The sequence below is a fragment of the Acidocella sp. genome (assembly GCF_035535915.1).
Taxonomy (GTDB): Bacteria; Pseudomonadota; Alphaproteobacteria; order Acetobacterales; family Acetobacteraceae; genus Acidocella.
Genome location: NZ_DATLPB010000108.1, coordinates 53,743 through 75,132, shown reverse-complemented (window position 1 = coordinate 75,132; position 21,390 = coordinate 53,743). Strand labels below are relative to the sequence as shown.

Below are 21,390 nucleotides of genomic sequence, written 5' to 3'. Positions count from 1 at the left end.
AGCCGGCGCTCACTCTTCCGACACGGGGGCCGGCATGGGCTGGCCCTGTTTACGGCGGCGCTCATTGAAGCGCTGCAACACGACGTAGAAGGACGGCACGAAGACCACCGCGATGCAGGTGGAGGCGATCATGCCGCTGGCAACCGCGATGCCGATCGATTTGCGGGCATTGGCGCCGGCGCCCGAGGCGAAGACCAGGGGCATGACGCCGAGAATGAAGGCGAAGGAGGTCATGATGATCGGCCGGAAGCGGGTTTTTGCCGCCAGCACGGCCGCCTCGAGGATCGTTCTGCCGTGCATTTGCCGTTCCTCACGGGCGACTTCGACGACGAGAATGGCATTTTTCGCGGCAAGCGCGATCAGCAGAACCAGGCCGATCTGGGTGTAGAGATTATTGGCGAGGCCCAGCGCGGTGAGCGCGGCGACGGTGCCGAGGAGGGCGAGCGGCACGGCCAGCAGCACCGAGATCGGCGTGATCCAGCTCTCATATTGGCCGGCGAGCACCAGATAGACCAGCAGCAGCGACAGGCCGAAAATGAGCGTGCTGGCATTGCCGGCGAGTTTCTCCTGGAAGGCGGTCGCGGTCCACTCGAAGCCGAAGCCGGAGGGGAGAACATGGTTGGTGAGATCATCCATCACGGTCAGCGCCTGGCCGGAGCTGTAGCCGGGGGCCGCCGCGCCGGTGACGAACGCGCTCGGATAGGTGTTGTAGAGCGTGATGATCGGCGGGCCGCGGCTCGGCGTGATGTCCGCCAGCGTGCCGAGCGGCACCATCAGCCCGTCATTGTTGCGGACGGTGTAGTTGCGCACCTCCGCGGCGGTCATGCGGGCGGCGGCGTCGGCCTGAACATAGACCGGGAAAACCTGGCCGTATTTCGTGAAGAGATTGACATAGGACGAGCCGAGATAGGTTTGCAGCGTATCGTAGGCGGCGCCGATGGGAACGCCGAGCGCGCGCGCCTTGGTGCGGCTCACCGCCGCCAGAACCTGCGGCGCCTGTGAACGGTACGTGCTGAAGAGGTTGCGCAACCCGCTCTGCGCGTTTCCGTCCCTGTCGACCAGGTCGGTCACCTGCTGCAGCTTCGCATAGTCGAAACTGCCGTCCTGCAACTCCACCACCCCTTGAAAGCCGCCGGACTGGCCCAGGCCCTGGATCGGCGGCGGCGGGACCACCAGCACCTTGGCATCGAGGGTGCCGGCGGCGACTTTGGTGAGTTCCCGATACATCGGCAGCAGGCTTTCTTTCTTGCCGCGGACATCCCAGGGCTTGAGCATCACGTAGATCACGCCGGCATTGAAAAGTGTGGCGTTGTTATCGAGCAGCGACACGCCGCTGATGGCGATCTGGCTTTCGACACCGGGCAATTTCCCGATTTCGCCGCGCAGCCGGGCCAGCACCGCGTTGGTGCGGCCGATCGAGGCGGAATCCGGCAACTGCACGCTCATGACCATGTAGCCCTGGTCCTCAAGGGGGATGAAGGCGGTGGGAATCCGGCCGAGGCCGAAAATGGCCAGGCCGATCAGCACGAGGCCGATGACGGCCATCATCCCGCTATGGTGAACCATGTGCCCGATGAGCCGCACATAGGCGTCTTCCAGCGGGTAGTAGACCCGGTCGAAGGCGCGGAAGACGAGGTTCTTCGGAGCGTCGGGCACCGCCGGCCGTAGAAAGACGGCGCACTGCGTGGGTTTGAGCGTGAGCGCGTTGATCGCGCTGATCAGCGCCGTCGCGGCGATCACCAGGGCGAACTGCGCGTACATCTGGCCGGTAATGCCCGGCATGAAGCCGGCGGGGATGAACACCGACATCAACACCAAAGTGATGCCGAGGATCGGGCTGGTCAGCTCGCGCATCGCGTCGATGGAGGCCTGCTTGGCGCCGACTTTCTCGGATTCCATTTTGTGCGTCACGCCCTCGACCACCACGATGGCGTCATCGACGACGATGCCGATGGCCAGAACCAGCCCCAGCAAAGTGAGGATGTTGATGGAAAAACCGAGCACCGCCATGGCGGCGAAGGCGCCGATGATCGTCACCGGCACCGTGGTGGCCGGCACGATCGTGGCGCGGAAGCTTTGCAGGAACAGCATGATCACCACGAGCACCAGCAGGCCCGCTTCGAACAGGGTTTTGTAAACTTCGTGCACCGAGGCATTCACGAAAATCGTGGTGTCGAAGGGTATGTTGTAGGCGATGTCCGGGGGAAATTGCCTGGCCATTTTCGCGACCGTGCTGCGGACCTCGTTGGCGACGGTCAGCGCGTTGGCGCCCGGCAATTGATAGATGGCGATGGAGGCGCTGGGCTGGCCGTTATAGGTGGAGAGCATGTTGTAATCGACCGAACCGAGCTCGACACGCCCGACATCGCGGATGCGGACGATCTTGCTGGCGGTGACGCCGCCCGGCTGGCTGACCGCGCCGGAGGATTTGACGATGATGTCGGCGAATTCGTCGGGCGTGGAGAGCAGGCCGGGCACGTTGACGGTCAGCTGATAAGCCTGCGGCGAGGAGACCGGAGGGCCGCCGATCTGCCCGGCGGGCACGGCGACGTTCTGCTCGCGCAGCGCGTTGATGACATCCTCCGGCGTCAGCCCGAAGCCCTGCATTTTTTCAGGGTCGAGCCAGATGCGCATGGCGTATTCGCCGGTGCCGAAGACGTTCACGTTGCCCACGCCCGGCAGCCGCGCCAGCGCGTTCTGCATGTTGATGATGGCGTAATTGTTCAGGAACAGGCCGTCATAGGTTTTGTGCGGCGAGGTGAGGGTGATGAATTGCAGGATCGCCGTGGATTTCTGCTGCACCACGACGCCCTGGCGCTGCACCGAACTCGGCAGCTGGGCGAGCGCGGCGGCCACGCGGTTCTGCACCAGCACCTGGGCGAAGTTCAGATCCGTGCCGACCTTGAAAGTGACGATCAGCGTGTAATTGCCGGCGCTGGTGCTGGTGGACTGCATGTACAGCATGTTCGCGACACCGTTGACCTGCTGCTCGATCGGCAGAGCGACGGTGCTGACCAGGGTTTTGGCGTCGGCGCCCGGGTCGCTGGTGGTGACCTGGATGGTCGGCGGGACGATTTGCGGATATTCCGAAATCGGCAGCGTGTTGATGGCGACCAGCCCCAGCAGCACGAACAGGGCGGCGATGACATTGGCGAGAACCGGCCGCTCGATGAAGAATTGTGAGATCATGGCGCGGCCCTAACCGGGAACGCCGGCGGCGGGGGCGGAAAAATCCTGTTCGCCCGGCGCCACTTTCACGCCGGGGGCGGCGTTCTGCAGCCCGTCGATAATGACCTGGTCGGTGGCGGCAAGGCCGGTGACGGCGATCATGCCGTTTTCCGCGGTGCCGGTTTGCACGCGTTTCTGCGCGACGATGTCGTCGGCGCCGACGACATAGACATAAGGGCCGGCCTGGTCGCTGAGCACCGCTTCCTCCGGCAGCGCGAGCTTCTGCACCGGCTTGCCGAGCGGCACCCGCGCATGCACGAACAAGCCGGGCAGCAGAAGATTGTTGCCGTTGTCGAGCACCGCGCGGACTTCGAGGGTGCCGGTCGACGGGTTGAGGCTGGTGGCGACATAGTCGATCTTGCCCGGATGCGGGTAGCCGGCTTCCGATTGCAGCCCCACGAAGATCGGCGCGCCGTTAACATTGTCCGGGTTCCGGCCGAGGGCGACGAGAGCGGCGCGCAGCTTCAGGAGGTCGAGCTCGTTGACATTGAAATAGACGTAAATCGGGTCGAGCTGGTCGATGGTGGCCAATACCGTGGCGCTGGAATTGCCGACGAGATTGCCGACATCGACGAGATGGCGGCTGACCCTGCCGTCGAAGGGCGCGGAGACGCTGGTATAGCCGTAATTGATGCGGGCGATCTCGGCATTGGCGATGTTCTCGATCACCGCGGCCTTGTCGGAATCGCGCGTCGCGAGCCATTGCTCCACATTCGCCTGCGATGTGGCGTTTTGTTTGATCATTTGCAGCTGCCGGTCATATTGCGCCTGCGCGTAGAGCACCTGCGCCTTGGCCTGGGCGATGGCGGCCACGGCCTGTTGCAGCTTGGCGGCGTAAGGCTCGGGTTCAATCACGAACAGAAGCTGGCCTTTTTTCACGACGCTGCCGTCGGTGTAGTCGATGCGGTCGAGATAGCCGGCCACGCGGGCGACCAGCTGTACGGAATTCACCGCTGCGGTGCTGCCGGTGACATAAAGATAGCTCGTCATGGGCATCAGCACCGGCTTGCTGGTGGTCACGGGCGGCGGCGGCGGCGCATGGTAGCTGTTGTTGGGTTTGCAGCCTGTGAGCCAAGCGGTGAGCAGCAGGCCGCACAGCGGCGCAAGGCGTTTCGGAGCGGCGCTATGCCTCATGCGGGTCACCAATTCGGCACATAGGTTTGTCTGATCTGCTGAGCCCTGGATGCGGGCGCCGCATGGGCGGGCGGGGCGAGCAGGCCGCCCCAGTTGGTCCGGCGCGCCATGTCGGCCTTGATGCGGTCGGGCAGCACGTCATGGCCGTCGGCGATCTGCCAGCCGCCGCCGAGCCCGGTATAGAGGGCGACCAGTGCCTGCGGCACATTCCCCTGGGCGATGGCCAGGGAATTCTGCACCTGCAATTGCGCCTGCTCGGCGGTGAGCACCGTGGTGTAGTCGGCCGCGCCGTCGACATAGCGGATCATGGCGAGATTGGTCGCCTGCACCGCCGACTGGACCGCACCGGTGAGCGCCGCCACGGATTGCTGCGCCTGCACGTAATTGGTGATGGCGTCCTGCACCTGTTGCTGCGCCTGCAAAACGATGTTCTGGTAAGTCAGGATCGATTGCTCGAACGCGGCGTCTTGCGCGCGCACCTGGTTGGTGAGCTGACCGTAATTGAACAGCGGAATCTGCACCGAGGGGCCGAGCGTGATGGCGCGGCTGGACCAGTTGAACAAATCGCCCAGCGAGGCGCCGTTGGACGAGCTGGATTCCCAGCCGAACGTGCCGGAGAGCGAGAGTGCGGGAAAAAGCTGCGCCTTGGCGACGCCAATCAGCGCCGACTGGCTGGCGGCGGCCAGTTCTGCCTCTCTCACATCGGGCCGCTGCCGGAGCAAATCTTTCGGGATGCCGACGGCGACGCCGGCGGGGGCCTGGGGGATGGCGCCGCTCCCGGCCAGCAAGGGCGCGATTTTGTCTTGGGTGGTGCCGAGCAGGACCGCGAGCGCGTCCTCCTGAACGCCGAGCTGGGCGCGCAGCGTCGGCAAGGTCGCCTCCGTGGTGCCGAGCTGGGTTTGCGCCTGTTCCACGTCCAGCAGGCTGGTCTGCCCGGCGTGATATTGCGCGTTGGCGATGCGCAGGCTTTCCGTCTGCACCGTGATGTTGGTCCCGGCGACCTGGATTTGCGCCTGGAGCGTTCGGATGCTGACATAGCTTGTGGCGATGTCCGCGGTGAGGGTCACCAAAGCGGCGTCATACGCGTCGATCGAGCCCAGAAAGGCGGCGTCATTCGCCTGAATGGCGCGGCGGAACTTGCCCCAGAAATCCAGCTCCCAGGTCGCCGTGAAACCGAGCTCGGCGACGTTCAAATACGTGTCGGCGCCCTTGAAATTGGTGGGCGCGGCCTGGCTCTGGCGCTCATAGGTATAGGCGCCGAAGGCGCCTTGCTGCTGCGGGTAGAGCTCACCCACGGCAGCGGCGAGCTGGGCGCGGGCCTGCAGGACCCGCGCCCCGGCGACCTGTAGCGAGAGATTATTTTCATACCCTGCCTGAATCAGGTTGCTGAGCGTCGGGTCGCGGAAATTTTCCCACCACAGGGCCTCGTTCACCGGCCCGGTCTGGAGATTGGCGGCGTTTTGGTAATGGCCGGCGACATCGGTTTCGGGGCGCGTGAAGTTGGGGCCGACCATGCAGCCGGCCAGCGCCAGGGCCGGCAGCGCGCTAAATGCGACGAGGACGCGGCGACGCTGCCGGGGCATCAGGGGGCCGGCGCATGATCATCGCGGCGATGGTCGCCGGCGCAACTCCGGATTGCGTGACCGCCAAGCTGAGACATGGTCGCCATTTCTTTCGCAAGGGGTTCGAACGAAATGAATCGCTCTCGAATTCGTCAGAGCAACAAAAAAGATGGCCTAACTTTAGAGAGGCAGGAAAGATGTTGGTATTTCAGACCGAGCCGACGGTACGCATCTTCGATACGTGTATGTGTTTTTCATTGAAATTTGGTAGGCTCTTGGGAATTTATACACATCGAAACGTTTCAAAACAAGAGATTATTTGATGGCGGGTCTTTTGCGGCGGTGACGGATTTCCGTTCGATCATGGCGGCGGCACGCCGCCAGGTTATAACGTAACGTTAACAAAAATAGAAATTTTGGCGCGGCTTTTTTGCCACGGCCCGCAATGATGCCGCAGCCCGGCTGCGGCCCGGCATAACGAGCGCATCGTCGCTCGCGATGGCGTGGTGCCGAATGACGAGTTCAGTACCTCGCCGCCTTAGGCATTATCCAGGCCAAAAGAACCAGAAGGAGGAGGAAGGCGGCATGCCCGACACCCAGGCCGGCCTGACGAAGGCCGGAAACAGCTTTGCCAGCGACATCGCGGCGCGCCTCGACCGGCTGCCCTTCTCACGGACGATCCTGCGCCTGGTCATGCTGATCTCGGTCGGCGGGATCTTCGAGCTCTACGACCTGTTCATGACCGCCTATATCGCGCCGGGCCTGGTGAAGAGCGGCCTGTTCACCACCAATTCCGTCGGCCTGTTCGGCCTTTCGGGCGTCGGCTTCTTCGTCTTCTGTACGTTCGCGGGCATGTATGTCGGGTGCATCGGCTTCGGCTTCATCGCCGACCGTTTCGGCCGGCGGTCGATCTTCACCTTCTCCCTGGTCTGGTATTCCCTCGCCACCGCGATCATGGCCTTCCAGCCGACCGCCGCGGGGATCGATCTCTGGCGCTTCATCGCCGCGATCGGGGTCGGGCTCGAGCAGGTGGTGATCGACACGTTCCTGCCCGAGCTCGTGGCGCCGCAATTCCGCGGCAAGGCCTTTGCCATCTATCAGTTCATCGAATTTCTCATCGTCCCGGTCGTCGCCCTGCTCGGCTGGCTCCTGGTGCCCAACAAGCCGTTCGGTATCGATGGCTGGCGCTGGGTTGCCCTGATTGCCTCGGCGGGCGCCCTGGGGGCCTGGTGGCTGCGCCTCAAGCTGCCGGAAAGCCCCCGTTGGCTCGCTTTGCATGGCCGGCACGAACAGGCGGAGGCGATCGTGCGGCAAATCGAGGCCGGGGTGGCGCGCGATATCGGCACACGGCTCCCTGCGCCGCCGCCGGCCACCGAGGTGATCGGCGCGAGCCAGTTCAGCGAGTTGTTCAAGCCGCCTTACGGCAAGCGCACCCTGGTGCTCTCCATCTTCAACCTCATGCAGACGATCGCGTTTTACGGCTTCACCGCCTGGGTGCCGACGCTGCTGATCGCCAAAGGCGTGACCATCACCAGGAGCCTCGAATACTCGTTCATCATCGCCCTCGCCAACCCGGTGGGGCCGCTATTGGGTGTGCTCATCGCCGACAGGATGGAGCGGAAATGGCAGATCGTTTCGGCGGGTGTCTGCGTCGCCGTGTTCATGCTGCTTTTCGCCCTGCAAACGAATAATTCGATCGTCATTGTCCTGGGGATTCTCGTGACCCTCTCGGTGAACTGGATCTCCTTCGTCTTCCACGGCTTTCAGGCGGAACAATATCCCACCCGCATCCGCGCCCGCGCGGTCGGCTTCGTCTATTCCTGGAGCCGCGTGAGCGCCGCCTTCGCGGGCCTGCTGATCGGCTTCTTCCTACGCCAGGGCGGCACCATGGGGGTTGCCGTTTTCATCGGCATCGCCATGGCCGTGATGATCTTCACCGTGGGTGCCTTCGGTCCGCGTACGCTGAACCGCCGGCTGGAAGAGCTTTCGCCCTAGGCTCACGGTCACAATGCCCGGAAGCGCAGGACGCCTTCAAATGGTCGATCAGCAGGCGCGCGGCGCCGGGCAGCGTCGCCGGATCCGCGAAGCAGATGTTCAGGGTCCGCCGCGCCCACGGCTCGTCCAAGGGCACCGCGGCGATCTTCATGTTGAGCATGTAGCGCCGGGCGGTCATTTCCGGCACCACCCCGATGCCGAGCTTGGTCTCGGCCATGCGGCAGATCGCCTCGAAGCCGGAGACGCTGATCCGCGAGCGCAGCAGGTCTCCGGCGTCGGCAAAGAACCGGCTCATCAGACGCTCGATCGCCGTGTCCTTGTTCCGGGTGCGGATGATCTGATCGGAGGCCATGTCCGCGAGACGCAGGCAAGGCTGCGCCGCCAGCGGATGGTCCGCCGCCAGAACCACGACGAGGCGGTCGGTCCGGTAGGGAACGAGATGCAGGCCCGGGGCCGGCACTTCCGCGGCGACGATGCCGATATCCGCGGCGTTCTCCTCGACGGCCCTGATGATGGCGGGGCTGACATCCTCATGGAGATCGATATGGATCCGGTCGTGGCGGGCCAGGAACTCGGACAAATCTTCGGGCAAATATTGCACGATGCCCCAGACATTCGACCACACCCGCACCTGGCCTTTATGGCCGACGGTAAAATCCTTGAGGTCCGTCTCCATTTGGGACACTTCGCGCATGATGAGGCGCGCGTGCCGTATCAGTGCTTCCGCCGCCGGCGTCGGCTCCAGGCCATTCCGCAGCCGGTGGAACAGGGACGTGCCGATGGCCCCCTCCAGATCCGAGAGCCGCTTGCTCAATGCCGAGGGGGCGATGTGCGCCCGGTCGGAGGCCTTGGCGATGCTGAGTTCTTCATACACGGCGACGAAGAGTTTTAGGGTCAACAGGTCGGTGCGCATGTGTTCTTGGTTTCCCCACCGCCCCGGTTTTTCTTTGGGCTGGCATAGATATCGCCGCCCTCATTGAGGAGGGCGTTGATAGATCAGCATTTTTTCGATCATCGCATTTTCGGCGTATTTTCCCTGTTCCGTCAAGGGCGCGAAGCGCCGGCGAAGCCGGGTAAACCCCTTGACGGAACAGGGAAAATACGCGGACGCTCGGGATCGGAACAATGGCGGCTTGTATGCTGATCCAGGCCAATCGGGGCGAGGCCGGGGTTGCCCCCGGCGCCGCCTAGAACTCGCTCCCGGCCAGCTTCAGGCCCGGCTCCGGCCAATCGAGCGAAGCCAGCCGCCCGGTGCCGGACAGCGTGATGTAGGCGGTCGTCATCGCCGCGCCGCCAAAGCAGATATTCGTGGTCATGGGGTCGCCGGTCATCACCTGGCGCAGCACGTCGCCGGCCGGCGCGATGATGGTGATGCAGCCCGTCACCAGCGTGGTGACGCAGATATTTCCGCTGGCGGCAACGGCGAGGCTGTCGAAGCGCTGATAGCCCGGCAGGCCGCAGACCAGACGCCCGCCGTTCGGCGAGGGATAAGGCTGGCGCCGTACCTGGCCGGGACTCTCCAGGTCGAAAGCCCAGAGCCGCGCCGTCTCGGTCTCTGCCACGTAGACCGTGCTGCCGTCCGGCGAAAGCCCGATGCCGTTCGGCGTGATCATCGGATAGGCGATCTCGACGATCTTCGAGCCATCCAGCCGCGCATAATAGACGCCGCCATGGTCGCGGCCGCGCGGCCGGTTCTTACCCAGATCCGTGAAGTAGACCCCGCCATGGCCATCGAGCACGAGGTCGTTCGGCCCGCACAGCATGTTGCTGCCGCAACGGTCATAAAGCCGCTTCATGGCGCCGGTCTTTGGATCGATCCGCTCGATCCGGCCGTTCGTATAGTCCGGGGGGAGCCCCCGGCGCGTGTGATTGAAGCCGCCAAGGTCCTGGAACAGGAAACCGCCATTGTTACAGAGGTAGAACGCGCCGTCCGGGCCGGTCGCGAGGCCGTTCGGGCCGCCGCCCGGCGTCGCCACCACCTCCACGGCGCCGTCCGGCGTCACGCGGCTGATGGTCCCGCGCTGGATTTCGACGAAGGAGACGGACCCGTCGCCGTGCGCGACCGGGCCCTCCGGAAATTTCAGTCCGGTCGCCAAAATGTTCAGTTCGCCTGTCATCTTAATACCCGCCACCAGAGGCTGCTTTCCTGGCGGCCTCGCCCCGGCCGGCGCGGAAGGCCGAGACTGTTTGGGCGGCGCCCGCGGCCACGAAGCGCGCATCCGAGCCGGCGGTGACGAAATCGAAGCCGATCCCGACCATTTTCAAAGCGTGCTCGACGCTGGCGTTATGGATGCCGGCGCGAAGCCCGTGCGCCTTGGCGCGCGCGAGGATATGGGCGATTGTCTCGATCACGCGCGGATCGATGGGATCGAGCCGCGGTTCGGCCCCCAAGGCGAGCGCCAGATCCGTCGGCCCGATATAGATCGCATCGAGCCCGGGAACGGACATGATCTCGTCCAGATGCTCGAGCGCCTCCTTGGTTTCGATCATCGCAAAGCCGGTGACGAGATCATTCGCCTTGGCCGGATAATCCGCGCCATGCGCCAGAGTGGCGCGGATCGGCCCGAAGCTGCGCACGCCCAGCGGCGGATAGCGTAGTGCTGCGACGAAGCGCTGCGCCTCCGCCGCATTGTTGATCATCGGGCAGATCACGCCGAGCGCACCGGCGTCGAGGCTCTTCATGATGATTCCGAGGTCGAGCCAGGGCACGCGCACCACCGGCACGACCGGGCGCGTGCCGATGGCGGTCAGCATCGGCACGGCGGCGAGGTAATCCGTGATGCCGTGCTGCATGTCCACGGTGAGGCTGTCCCAGCCCTGATGGGCCATGGTCTCGGCCGTGAAGCTGTTGGGGATCGCGAGCCATCCGTTGAGCACCGGCCGCCCGGCCGCCCATATCGCCTGCAATGACATTCGGCGTCTTTCCTCCGTTGTTATTGGTTCGGTGTTATTGGTTCGACGATATGACGGCACGCAGCCCGCCATGTCGAGTCGCCTCCGCCACCGGTTCGGGGTTGAGTTCCTCGAGCGAGCGCGCCCGCGTGCGCGGCCCGAGGATGCCGATGGTGGCCATCACCACGACCATCGATGAGGCGATGAAGGCAGCGGCCGCCGTCGAGCCGCCCGCCGCCAGCAAATAGCCGATGATCAGGCCGGAGAAGGCGGCGGTGAGCCGGCTCCAGGACCACACGAACCCGATCGCGCCCACGCGTATGGCGGTGGGGTAGAGCTCCGCCTCGTAGGTGGGGAAGACCGAAGCCATGGCGGAGCCCGCCAGGGAGAAACAAAGGCCGAAGAACACCAGGCCCGCCGGGCTGGAGAGAGTGGCGAACACGGTCATCGCGACCAGCATGATGCCGGCGCAAATCGTGATCTGCCATTTGCGCTCGAAACGGTCCGCGATGCAGGCGGCCACCAGCGGGCCGAACGGGTAGCCGATGGCGATGATGAAGCCATATTCGAGGCTGTTCACGAAATGCACGCCGCGCGCGATGAGCAAAGACGGGATGAACGAGGCGAACCCGTAGAAACCGATGGATTGTGCCGCGTTGAAGATCGACAGCATGATCGTGCGGCGCAGATAGATGCCCTTGAAGATGCCGCGGCTCACATGCAAATCGTCATAGATGCCGCGCGGCGCGCTGACGGCTTGGGCGGCGCGAACGAAGCCGGCAGCGCCGGCCTGCATTTCGAGCGCGCGTACGATCGCCTCCGCCTCTGCTTGCCTGCCATGGGATGCCAGCCAGCGCGGGCTCTCCGGCAAAGTGCGCAGCATCAGCCAGAGGATGCAGGCGAGCGCCACGCTGATGAGGATCAGGCAGCGCCAGCCGGCCAGCCCAAAAACGTCGATCGGCACGAGGGCCCAGGAAATCACCGCCATGATCGGCACGGCAAGATACGCCACGGCCTGATAGATGGCGAACATCTGCCCGCGCCTGGCGGGCGGCACCATTTCCGAGAGATAGCCGTACAGCGTGATGAGTTGCACGCCGATGCCGATGCCGGCGATGAAGCGCCAGACATCCAGCATGAGCCCCGATGTCTGGAAGGCGAGGATCAGGGAGGCGATTCCGTACCAGGCGATGGACAGCAGAAAGATCGCTTTCCGCCCCTTGAGGTCCGAGAGCCGCACCACGAGGATGCCGCCGATCCAGAACCCGGCGAACGTCGCGAACACGAACGTGCCGGCGCCGGAGATTGCCATGAATTTGAGCTTGGAGATCACGCCGAGGGATTCGGGTGTGAAGAGCCCGGATTGCGTCATCTTGGGCGCGATGTAGCCGGTGAAGAAGATCTCGTAGGAATCGAGAAAGGCCCCGAGGGCGGCGACCAGGACGATGCGCCAGATGCCCCACGTGACCGGCAGGCGATCCATCCGCTCGTGGATCTCGAGGGAAGCCTGGTGTTCCATGGATTGTTCCTCCCGGGCTGTTCGCCCTTGTTCTGTCAGGCGGCCTTTTTCAGCGCGCCGACGATGGCGTCACCCATTTCTTCGGTGCCGATCTTTATCTTGCCGATCTCGTGGATGTCCGCCGTGCGGTAGCCGTCCGCCAGCACATGGCGCACCGCGCCTTCGATGCGATCCGCCTCGTGAGGGAGGGCGAGCGCGTGGCGCAGCATCATGGCGGTCGAGAGCACGGAGGCGATCGGGTTGGCAATGTCTTTGCCGGCGATGTCGGGCGCCGAGCCGTGCACCGGCTCGAACAGGCCGAGCGTGCCCGCGCTGAGCGACGCCGAGGGCAGCATGCCGATGGAGCCGGTGAGCATGGCGGAGGCATCGGAAAGAATGTCCCCGAACACGTTGCCGGTGACGATGACGTCGAACGATGCGGGGTTGCGGATCAGCGTCATCGAGGCGGCATCGATATAGAGATGGCTGAGCTCGACATCCGGATAATGTTTGCCTGTCTCGATCATCACTTCGCGCCAGAGCTGCATCGTCTCCAGCACATTGGCTTTGTCCACCGAGCAGAGCTTGCCCCGGCGCTGGCGCGCGGCCTGGAAGGCGATGTGGCCGATGCGCGAGATCTCATCCTCCGAATAGCGCATCGTGTTGATGCCGACGCGTTTGCCGTCTTCCCGGTGCACGCCGCGCGGCTCGCCGAAATAGAGATCGCCGGTGAGCTCGCGGATGATGAGCATGTCGACGTCCCGCACGATTTCAGGGCGCAGCGTCGAGGCGTTCAGCAGTTCCGGAAACATGACCGCGGGGCGGAAATTGGCGTAGAGGCCAAGGCTTTTGCGGAGCTTGAGAATGCCCGCACCCGGGCGCTTCGCGCGGTCCGCGTGGATGATGTGGGTGGGCGCGCCGACGGCGCCGAACAGGATCGCATCGGATTTTGCGGCGAGGGCGAGCGTCTCGTCAGGCAAGGGCACGCCGGCCGCATCCACGCCCGCCTGGCCGATCGGCGCTTCCGTCAACTCGAACGCGAGGCCCTCGCCCTCCAGCGCGCGGAGCACTTTGACCGATTGTGCGGTGACTTCGGGGCCGACGCCATCGCCTCCGAGAACGGCGATTTTCACGATCTTCTTGTTGTTGATTTCGGAGGTCATGCGTTGGTCCGTCCATAGCGGTTTTCAAAGGCAGCGATCTGGTCCCGCAGCGTGAGCGTGTAGCCGAGCTCGTCCACGCCATTCACAAGGCATTCCTTGCCGAACGGGTCGATGTCGAATTCATGCGTGGCGCCGTCAGGAAAAGTGACGATCTGCGCCGGCAGGTCGATGCTCACCGCCCCACCCGGCATCGCCTGGAACTGCGCCATCAGGGTCTCCACCGCCTCGCGCGGCAGCACCACCGGCAGCAGGCCGTTCTTGAAGCAATTGTTGCGGAAGATATCGCCGAAGCTGGGGGCGATCGCGGCCCTGAAACCGTAATCGTAAAGCGCCCAGACGGCCGCCTCGCGCGAGGAGCCGCAGCCGAAATTGCGTTCGCCGACGATGATCTTCGCGGTGCGGTAGGGCTCCTGGTTCAGCACGAATTCCGGCCTCTCTCCGCCCTCGGCAGTGAAGCGGAGATCGCGGAACAGCACTTCGCCCATCGTGCCATCGTCGCGGTCGCGGCTCAGGAAGCGGGAGGGAATGATCTGGTCTGTATCCAGATTGGGCCGGGCCAGCGGCATCGCGACCGCGGCCAGATGGGTGAACGGGGTCACGGCATCACCTCGAACCGGCGGACATCGGCAAGCCGGCCGGAGATGGCGGCCGCGGCGGCCATGGCCGGGCTCATCAGATGGGTGCGCACGCCGGGGCCCTGGCGGCCCACGAAATTGCGGTTGGAGGTGGAGGCGATGCGCTCGCCCGGCGCGCCGATCTCGCCGTTCGTGCCCAGGCACATGGAGCAGCCGGCCTGCGCCCGCCACTCGAAGCCGGCCGCACTGAACACTTTGTCGAGCCCTTCACGCTCGGCCTGCTGCTTGATGAGGCCGGAGCCGGGAACGACCCAGGCCGTCACGCCCTCCGCCACTTTCCGGCCGCGCGCGATGAGGGCGGCGGCGCGCAGATCCTCGATCCGGGAATTGGTGCAGGAGCCGATGAACACGCGGTCCACCTTCAGTTCGGCGAGGCGCGTGCCGGGGGTCAGGCCCATATAATCCAGTGTGCGGCGCATGCTCTCCCGCCGGTCGGCATCGGCTTGGCCGTCCGGGTCCGGCACCGCGGCGCCGATGGGCAGAGCATCTTCCGGGCTGGTTCCCCAGGTCACCATCGGCTCGATCGCGGCGCCGTCGAGGCTTATTTCGGCGTCGAACGCCGCGCCCTCGTCGCTCGGCAATGCGCGCCACATCTCCATGGCCGCGTCCCACGCGGCGTCCTTGGGGGCATAGGCGCGGCCATGGAGGTATTCGAAGGTCTTGTCGTCCGGGGCCACCATGCCGGCGCGGGCGCCCGCCTCGATGGACATGTTGCAGAGGGAGAGCCTTCCTTCCATGGAAAGCGCGCTGATCGCAGCACCCGCATATTCCAGCACATGGCCGGTGCCGCCCGCCGCGCCGATCGCGGCGATGATGGCGAGGATCACATCCTTCCCGGTCAGGCCGGTGCCGAGCTTGCCGTCAATCGTGATCCGCATGGTTTTCGGCTTGCGCTGCCACAGCGTCTGCGTGGCGAGCACATGCGTCACCTCGCTCGAGCCGATGCCGAAGGCGAGTGCGCCGAACGCGCCATGGGTCGAGGTGTGGCTGTCGCCGCAGACGATGAGATTGCCGGGCTGGATAATGCCCTCTTCGGGGCCGACCACATGGACGATGCCCTGGCGCGGATCGCCGAGCCCGAACAAAGTGATGCCGGTCTCGGCCGCGTTGGCGAGCAGCTTCTCCACCATGCCCCGCTTCTCGGGGTTGGGGATCGCATCGATCAGCTTTGTGCTGGACAGCACATAATGGTCGGGGGTGGCGAAGGTGCGGCTCGGTGCGTGCACCTTCAGGCCGCGTTTCTTCAGCCGTTTGAAAGCGGCGGCCGTGCCGTCATGGACGAGATGCGTATCGGCATAGAGCAGAGTCTGCCCATCCGGCCGCTCCAGTACACGGTGACGGTCCCAGATTTTCGCAAACATCGTGCTCGGGTCCGGGCGTAAAGCCTGGCTCCCCTGGCGGTCCGTCATGGCCTCGTTTCCTCCTCGTGCTTGAGCATCTTAGGTGGCCGATGCTGACGCTAGCAGGATCCGTGGCAGTGAGGACGCCCTATCTCGGAACCGCGCCATCGCGAAACGCGATGGATAGGGTGATTAATGGATGGGCTCTAGACCACGAATATGCCTGGTTCGGCCCGGCATTGATGGATCATCATTCTTTCGATCATTGGATTTTCCTCGCGTTTTCTGCGTTCAGTCAAGGGCGCGAAGCGCCGCCGAAGGCGGTAAACCCTTGACTGAACGCAGAAAACGCGAAGATGCTCAGGATCGAAGCAATGACGAACTGCATGACGGTCAGGGACTGTTCCCCAGCCTCACCCTGCAAAGGATCGCGGCGCCAACGCCCGGTTCACGCCTCCTGGCGCTTCAAGGCGGCGACCACTTCATCGCCCATCTCGATCGTGCCGAGCCTGGTGGTCCCGGCCTCGTTGATGTCCGCCGTGCGATAGCCGTCGGCGAGCACGGCGCGGACGGCGCGCTCGATCCGGTCCGCCGCCACAGGCTGGTCGAAACTGTAGCGGAGCATCATCGCCGCCGACAGAATCGCGGCCAGCGGGTTGGCGATGTTCTGCCCGGCGATATCGGGGGCCGAGCCATGCACCGGCTCGTAAAGCCCCGTGCGATCCTTGCCCAGCGATGCCGAAGGCAGCATGCCGATGGACCCGGTGAGCATGGCCGCTTCGTCGGAGAGGATATCGCCGAAGACATTGCCGGTGACGATCACGTCGAATTTTGTCGGGGTGCGCATCAACGCCATGGCGGCGGCGTCGACATAGAGATGCGTGAGCTCGACATCCGGATAGTCCCGGCCGATTTCGGTCACGACTTCGCGCCACAGATGCATGGTCTCCAGCACATTCGCCTTGTCGACCGAGCAGAGCTTGCCTTTGCGCTGGCGTGCCGTCTGGAATCCGACATGCGCGATGCGGGCGATTTCATCCTCGGTATAGTACATCGTGTTGGTGCCGGCCCGCCGCCCATCGGGCGTTTTGCCGATGCCGCGCGGCTCGCCGAAATAGAGATCGCCGTTCAGCTCGCGGAGGATGATGAGATCCAGCCCGCGCACTAGTTCCGGGCGCAGGCTGGAGGCGCCGATCAATTCGGGGAACAAAAAGGCCGGGCGGAAATTCGCGAACAGCCCGAGCTCGCGGCGCAACGTGAGCAGCGCCGTGCCCGGGCGCTTCGAACGGTCCGGCAGCTCATCCAACGGGCCGCCGACCGAGCCGAACAGAATCGCGTCGGCCTTGCGCGCCAGTTCTAGCGTCTCTGCCGGCAAAGCGATTCCGGTTTTCTCGATCGCCGCGGCCCCGACCAAAGCGTGATTCATCTCCATCGGCGCATGGTCGCCCAGCGCCTTCAACACTCTAACGGCCTGGCCGACGACTTCGGGCCCGATGCCGTCACCCGGCATGACTGCAATTTTCATGGGATTTTCCTCCGGATATTTAAGAGTTCTCGCGCCCGTAACGCTGCTCGAAGGCCTCGATGGGTCCGAGCTGTGAGAGCGTGTAGTCGATGTCATCGAGACCGTTCAGTAGGCAGTGCTTGGAATAAGGGTCGATGTCGAAATCGTGCACGCTGCCATCGGGGAGGCGGGCCTGCTGCGACGGCAGATCGATGTCGATGTCTCCAGCCTCGCGAAGGAGGCGTTCGAGCAGCGTCCCGATCACCGCGCCCGGAAGGCGGATGGGCAGAAGCCCGTTCTTGAGGCTGTTGGTGTAGAAGATGTCTCCGAAGCTCGGCGCGAGAACGGCGCGCACGCCATAATCCAGGAGGGCCCAAACCGCATGTTCGCGCGACGAGCCGCAGGCGAAGTTCCGTTCGCCCACGACGATCTTGCCGTTTCGATATGGCTCCCGATTGAGAATGAACCCGGGTTTCTCGGCGCCGTCTTCAGCGTAGCGAAGATCGCGGAACAGCCCGTCTGCAAATCCCACGTCCCGCGCGCGGCTGAGATAGCGCGCCGGGATGATCTGGTCCGTATCCATATTGGGGCCCGGGATCGGCACGGCCACCGAGATCAGGTGCGTGAAGGGCGTCATGCCGGCACCATCATCGTGCGGACATCGGTGAGACGGCCGGTGATTGCGGCGGCGGCGGCCATCGCCGGGCTCATCAGATGCGTGCGGGCGCCCGGCCCCTGGCGCCCGATGAAATTGCGGTTGGAGGTGGAGGCGCAACGCTGCCCGGGGGCCACGATCTCCCCGTTCGTGCCGAGGCACATCGAGCAGCCGGCCTCGCGCCAGGAAAATCCCGCTTCGATGAAGATGCGGTCCAGGCCTTCGGATTCCGCTTGGGCCTTGATCAGGCCGGAGCCGGGCACGACCCAGGCGACGAGGCCCTCGGCAACTCTGCGCCCGCGCGTCACGGCGGAAGCGGCGCGCAGATCCTCGATGCGCGAATTGGTGCAGGAGCCGATAAAGACGCGGTCGATCGCGATATCTGCAAGCTTGGTCGTCGGCGCCAGGCCCATATAGGCCAACGCTTTTTCGATGCCCTCACGCCGTTCGGCGTCGGGCTCGTTGGCGGGGTCGGGCACGATGCCCGTGACCGGCGCCGCATCCTGCGGGCTTATGCCCCAGGTCACCATCGGGGCGATGTCCGCGGCATCGAGCGTCACCTCGTGGTCGAACCGCGCGCCTTCGTCGGTCCGCAGCGCGCGCCAGCGGCAGACCGCTTCATCCCACTCAGCGCCCTTGGGCGCATAAGGGCGCCCCTTGAGATAGGCGAAGGTCGTCTCGTCCGGGGCGACCATGCCGGCGCGGGCCCCCGCCTCGATCGACATGTTGCAAAGCGTGAGCCGCCCCTCCATCGAGAGCCCGGCGATCGCGGAGCCCGCATACTCGATGACGTGGCCCGTGGCCCCCGCCGCGCCGATGCGCGCGATGATGGCGAGGATGACGTCCTTCGCGGTGACGCCGAAGCCGAGCTCACCCTCGACCGTGATGCGCATGGAATGGGGCTTGCGCTGCCAGATCGTCTGGCTGGCCAGCACATGGCTCACCTCCGTCGCCCCGATGCCGAAGGCCAGCGCGCCGAGCGCGCCATGCGTGGAGGTATGGCTGTCGCCGCAGGTGATCACCATGCCGGGCTGGCTGATGCCCTGTTCGGGCCCGATGATATGGACAATGCCGTGCCTTGGGTCCGTCACGCCGAACATTTCGATGCCGGCCGCCTCGGTGTTGCGGGCCAGCTGTTCGACCATCGCGCGGTTTTCGGCCGCGGCGAAGCCTGCGACGTCGCGCCCGTCGGTCGGCACATAATGGTCCGGGACGGCGAAGGTCCGTGCAGGAACGCGAACCAAAAAATTGCGCTCTTTCAGAAAATCGAAGGCCGGCCCTAAGCCGTCATGGACGAAGTTGCGGTCGACATAGAGAAGGGTCTGGCCGTCGTCGCGCTCAATAACCTTGTGGCGAGACCAGATCTTGTCAAATAGCGTGCGCGGTTCGGCATGATCCATTTCTTCGAGCGGTTCCCTCCGGCGTTGCAAACCCCGCTTCCGCAGGGGCGCCGATCTTGCTTAACCGAAACCGCGCGCAGATGTCCCATCGTGGTTCGGCAGTGCGACATCGCGGTTTGCGAAATCCTGCCGGTTAAAAATTCTTGTATGGAAATAACCGTAGCGGCCATCACGGTGATGGCGAATAACATGGCTTCATCGCGGTTGGCCGCGCGGGCTAAGGCCAGGCGGCTGCCCGGCTGCCCGGCTGCCGCATGCGCAAGATGAGAAATACAGGCGCCTAACTCTGCGGCCAATGGGCGCGACGCGGATATACAAGACCGCCAGGCGCGTAGGTGGACGCGTTCACCTTGCCAACCCACCACGCGTCAAACAGCATCAAGGCATACGCAAGAGCGAAGACAATCGCCGCGGTGGCCGGTACAGCGAAAGATAACCGGCACATGGTCGCAGCAAAGGCGATCTAAGCACCCCCACGCCTGGATAGGGGCCTCGACCGGCCTGATCTGTCGCACAAGCCGGTCCGCATCTCGTATCTGCGGCGCTTGCCGCTGTTGCGCGTCTTGTCGCGCCTTGCAGCCTAGCCGCGCGCTGGCGGCGGCGTCGGCGCGGGCGCGGGCGCGGGAGCCGGAGCCGGGGCTGCAGGCGGCGGGGCCACCTCAGGCGCCGGCTGCGGTTCCGGCTGAGAGGAACAGGAGGAAAGGAGCGCGATGGGCGCCACGACGGCAAGTATTGCGACACCTCGGATCAGTTGGTAACGGGTCGCTGACGCGGAATTGTTGAACATCCGGTACCCCCTTATGTTGAATTTCGTGTGGACACGGCAGAATTTAAGGACGATTATTGCTTGCCCGTAAAGAGATTTGTGTAATTCGGCGATAATCAAGGGGGCAGTCGTGCGTAAGCCGTGGAATCGATTAACATCTGCCCCTTCAAAGCCATTGAGCCCCACTCTGGCTCAACTCTCCCGTCGTGATGCAATTATAGGCGGTGCGCTCGCTCTCTCCGCCGCCGCTACACTTGCCGGTTGCGGTGCGGATCCACCCGCTCCGGTCTCGATGCCGGCGCTGCATGCCCATTCGGACCTCGGCAACCGGCTCGACAATGCGTCTGAATTAACCATCGCTGGTGAACCGCTGGATGTTGTGCTGCTTCGGCGCTTCTATACACGCCACGACTTCCAGCTGGTATGGCCGACCCGGCAAGCGCAGGCGAACTCGTTGGCGGATGCCGTGTTGCGGGCCGGCGATCAGGGGCTCAATCCTGGCCTGTTTCACGCCGATCTCCTGCAACGCAGCGCAGCATTGCCGCCGCTCGACCGCGAATTGCTGCTGTCGGATGCTTTCTTGTCTTATGCAACGGCGCTCGCCCATGGCGCGGTGCCCGTTAAGCTTCGAGGCCCCAACCAAACACTGACACCTGGGCCAATCGATGTGGCTGCCGCGCTTGATGTTGCCATCGTCAGCCCCGATCCGGGGGCGGCCATCGAGGCGCTGGCTCCGGCGACACCGGCCTATATGGCGCTGCGCTGCGCCTTGAAAACAAATCTTGCGGATGCCGTGGCCGGCGATAAAGCCGCAACAAGCCGCTTACGCACGGTCGAAGTTAACCTCGAACGCGCACGCTGGCTGCCGCGGCCAATGCCGATGGAGCGCGTCTGGGTCAATGTTGCCGACGAGCGGCTGGTATTCTACCGCGCCGACGCGCCGGTTTTCTCGACGCGGGTTGTGGTTGGCCAAGATGTCGAGCCCAATCAGACGCCTGAGTTTCATGCCACAATCGAATCAAGTGTTTTCAACCCGCCTTGGGTCATCCCAAAAGATATTGTTAGAAGAGAAATCCTACCGCAGATCAGCCGCGACTCGGATTACCTGCAGAAGAATGACATGATCATGCTGGCAGATGGCGAGGCGGAGCAACTGCCGGGACCCGGCGCAGGGCTAGGATTGATCATGTTCGACATGCCGAACCGGTTCGACGTTTATCTGCACGATACGCCTGACAGAGACATCTTCAACCGCGCCGACCGTCGCATCAGCCATGGATGCATCCGCGTACAGGATCCGCGCGAACTTGCGAGCCTGCTTCTGCAACAACCTCTCAGCGCGGTCAATCAAGAAATCGCAGAGGGCAGCACCACCGAACGCAATCTTCCAGTGCCCATGCCCGTATTCGTTGTCTATCAAACCGCGTTTTTGGATATCGCTGGAGCATTGCAGTTCCGCTCTGATTTCTACGGGCGTGATGACGAAGTCTGGCAGAAGCTGCAAAGGAGCTCTCGAGGGTGATCTCTACGGCACAGTGCTGATTTGCGCTAGGGTGTGGAACGGCCCACGGCATCGAATGTGCCAAAATGCGGCCGCTCAATGACCATCATGAAAGGG

Annotated in this window: 16 protein-coding genes; 3 read left to right on the top strand and 13 right to left on the bottom strand. The window is 64.2% G+C overall.

The annotated features are described in order from the left end of the window. Positions 1 to 9: 9 nt before the first annotated feature. Genes VNC39_RS14305 through VNC39_RS14295 form a run of 3 tightly spaced genes read right to left on the bottom strand, consistent with a single transcriptional unit; the run spans position 10 to position 5,945 of the window. Positions 10 to 3,189 (bottom strand): efflux RND transporter permease subunit, encoded by a 3,180-nt coding sequence (locus VNC39_RS14305; protein ID WP_325400324.1) that lies wholly within the window; start codon positions 3,187 to 3,189, stop codon positions 10 to 12. Positions 3,190 to 3,198: 9 nt separating this feature from the next. Then, positions 3,199 to 4,362: an efflux RND transporter periplasmic adaptor subunit gene (locus VNC39_RS14300; protein WP_325400323.1), complete on the bottom strand. Its 1,164-nt coding sequence runs from the start codon at positions 4,360 to 4,362 to the stop codon at positions 3,199 to 3,201. 5 nt (positions 4,363 to 4,367) lie between these two features. Further along, on the bottom strand, positions 4,368 to 5,945 hold the full coding sequence (locus tag VNC39_RS14295; RefSeq protein WP_325400322.1) for an efflux transporter outer membrane subunit: 1,578 nt from the start codon (positions 5,943 to 5,945) through the stop codon (positions 4,368 to 4,370). A gap of 14 nt (positions 5,946 to 5,959) precedes the next feature. On the opposite strand from VNC39_RS14295, the gene VNC39_RS14290 reads away from it, so the two are divergent. Together VNC39_RS14290 and VNC39_RS14285 are read left to right on the top strand one after the other, a co-directional pair. Then, the gene (locus VNC39_RS14290) at positions 5,960 to 6,247 is read left to right on the top strand and encodes a hypothetical protein (protein WP_325400321.1); all 288 of its coding nucleotides are present in this window, start codon (positions 5,960 to 5,962) and stop codon (positions 6,245 to 6,247) included. Positions 6,248 to 6,509: 262 nt separating this feature from the next. Further along, positions 6,510 to 7,919 carry an MFS transporter gene (locus VNC39_RS14285; RefSeq protein ID WP_325400320.1) on the top strand — a complete coding sequence of 470 codons (1,410 nt, stop codon included), beginning with the start codon at positions 6,510 to 6,512 and terminating at the stop codon, positions 7,917 to 7,919. Here the strand turns inward: VNC39_RS14285 and VNC39_RS14280 are convergent. The 10 genes from VNC39_RS14280 to leuC (VNC39_RS14235) form a co-directional block, all read right to left on the bottom strand. Next, entirely contained in the window at positions 7,858 to 8,832 is a 975-nt protein-coding gene (locus tag VNC39_RS14280; protein WP_325400319.1) for a LysR substrate-binding domain-containing protein, read from the bottom strand. The two genes, VNC39_RS14285 and VNC39_RS14280, sit on opposite strands and share 62 nt — an antisense overlap. Positions 8,833 to 9,106: 274 nt before the next feature. Then, on the bottom strand, positions 9,107 to 10,036 hold the full coding sequence (locus VNC39_RS14275; RefSeq protein ID WP_325400318.1) for an SMP-30/gluconolactonase/LRE family protein: 930 nt from the start codon (positions 10,034 to 10,036) through the stop codon (positions 9,107 to 9,109). 1 nt (position 10,037) lies between these two features. Continuing rightward, positions 10,038 to 10,832: an HpcH/HpaI aldolase family protein gene (locus tag VNC39_RS14270; RefSeq protein ID WP_325400317.1), complete on the bottom strand. Its 795-nt coding sequence runs from the start codon at positions 10,830 to 10,832 to the stop codon at positions 10,038 to 10,040. Positions 10,833 to 10,866: 34 nt separating this feature from the next. Further along, a complete protein-coding gene (locus tag VNC39_RS14265) occupies positions 10,867 to 12,330 on the bottom strand; it encodes an MFS transporter (protein ID WP_325400316.1) in 1,464 nt (487 codons plus the stop codon). Positions 12,331 to 12,365: 35 nt separating this feature from the next. Next, entirely contained in the window at positions 12,366 to 13,472 is a 1,107-nt protein-coding gene (gene leuB / locus VNC39_RS14260) for a 3-isopropylmalate dehydrogenase (protein ID WP_325400315.1), read from the bottom strand. After that, the gene (gene leuD, locus VNC39_RS14255) at positions 13,469 to 14,071 is read right to left on the bottom strand and encodes a 3-isopropylmalate dehydratase small subunit (RefSeq protein WP_325400314.1); all 603 of its coding nucleotides are present in this window, start codon (positions 14,069 to 14,071) and stop codon (positions 13,469 to 13,471) included. The genes leuB (VNC39_RS14260) and leuD (VNC39_RS14255) overlap by 4 nt, the downstream gene beginning before the upstream one ends. Further along, a complete protein-coding gene (leuC, locus tag VNC39_RS14250; RefSeq protein WP_325400313.1) occupies positions 14,068 to 15,516 on the bottom strand; it encodes a 3-isopropylmalate dehydratase large subunit in 1,449 nt (482 codons plus the stop codon). The genes leuD (VNC39_RS14255) and leuC (VNC39_RS14250) overlap by 4 nt, the downstream gene beginning before the upstream one ends. 379 nt (positions 15,517 to 15,895) lie before the next feature. Continuing rightward, positions 15,896 to 16,972: a 3-isopropylmalate dehydrogenase gene (leuB, locus tag VNC39_RS14245; protein WP_325400312.1), complete on the bottom strand. Its 1,077-nt coding sequence runs from the start codon at positions 16,970 to 16,972 to the stop codon at positions 15,896 to 15,898. A gap of 19 nt (positions 16,973 to 16,991) precedes the next feature. Continuing rightward, positions 16,992 to 17,588 carry a 3-isopropylmalate dehydratase small subunit gene (gene leuD / locus VNC39_RS14240; protein WP_325400311.1) on the bottom strand — a complete coding sequence of 199 codons (597 nt, stop codon included), beginning with the start codon at positions 17,586 to 17,588 and terminating at the stop codon, positions 16,992 to 16,994. Next, on the bottom strand, positions 17,585 to 19,006 hold the full coding sequence (gene leuC / locus VNC39_RS14235) for a 3-isopropylmalate dehydratase large subunit (RefSeq protein ID WP_325400310.1): 1,422 nt from the start codon (positions 19,004 to 19,006) through the stop codon (positions 17,585 to 17,587). The genes leuD (VNC39_RS14240) and leuC (VNC39_RS14235) overlap by 4 nt, the downstream gene beginning before the upstream one ends. Before the next feature lie 1,058 nt (positions 19,007 to 20,064). Here leuC (VNC39_RS14235) and VNC39_RS14230 point away from each other — a divergent pair. Further along, the gene (locus VNC39_RS14230) at positions 20,065 to 21,294 is read left to right on the top strand and encodes a L,D-transpeptidase family protein (protein WP_325400309.1); all 1,230 of its coding nucleotides are present in this window, start codon (positions 20,065 to 20,067) and stop codon (positions 21,292 to 21,294) included. Positions 21,295 to 21,390 lie beyond the last annotated feature (96 nt).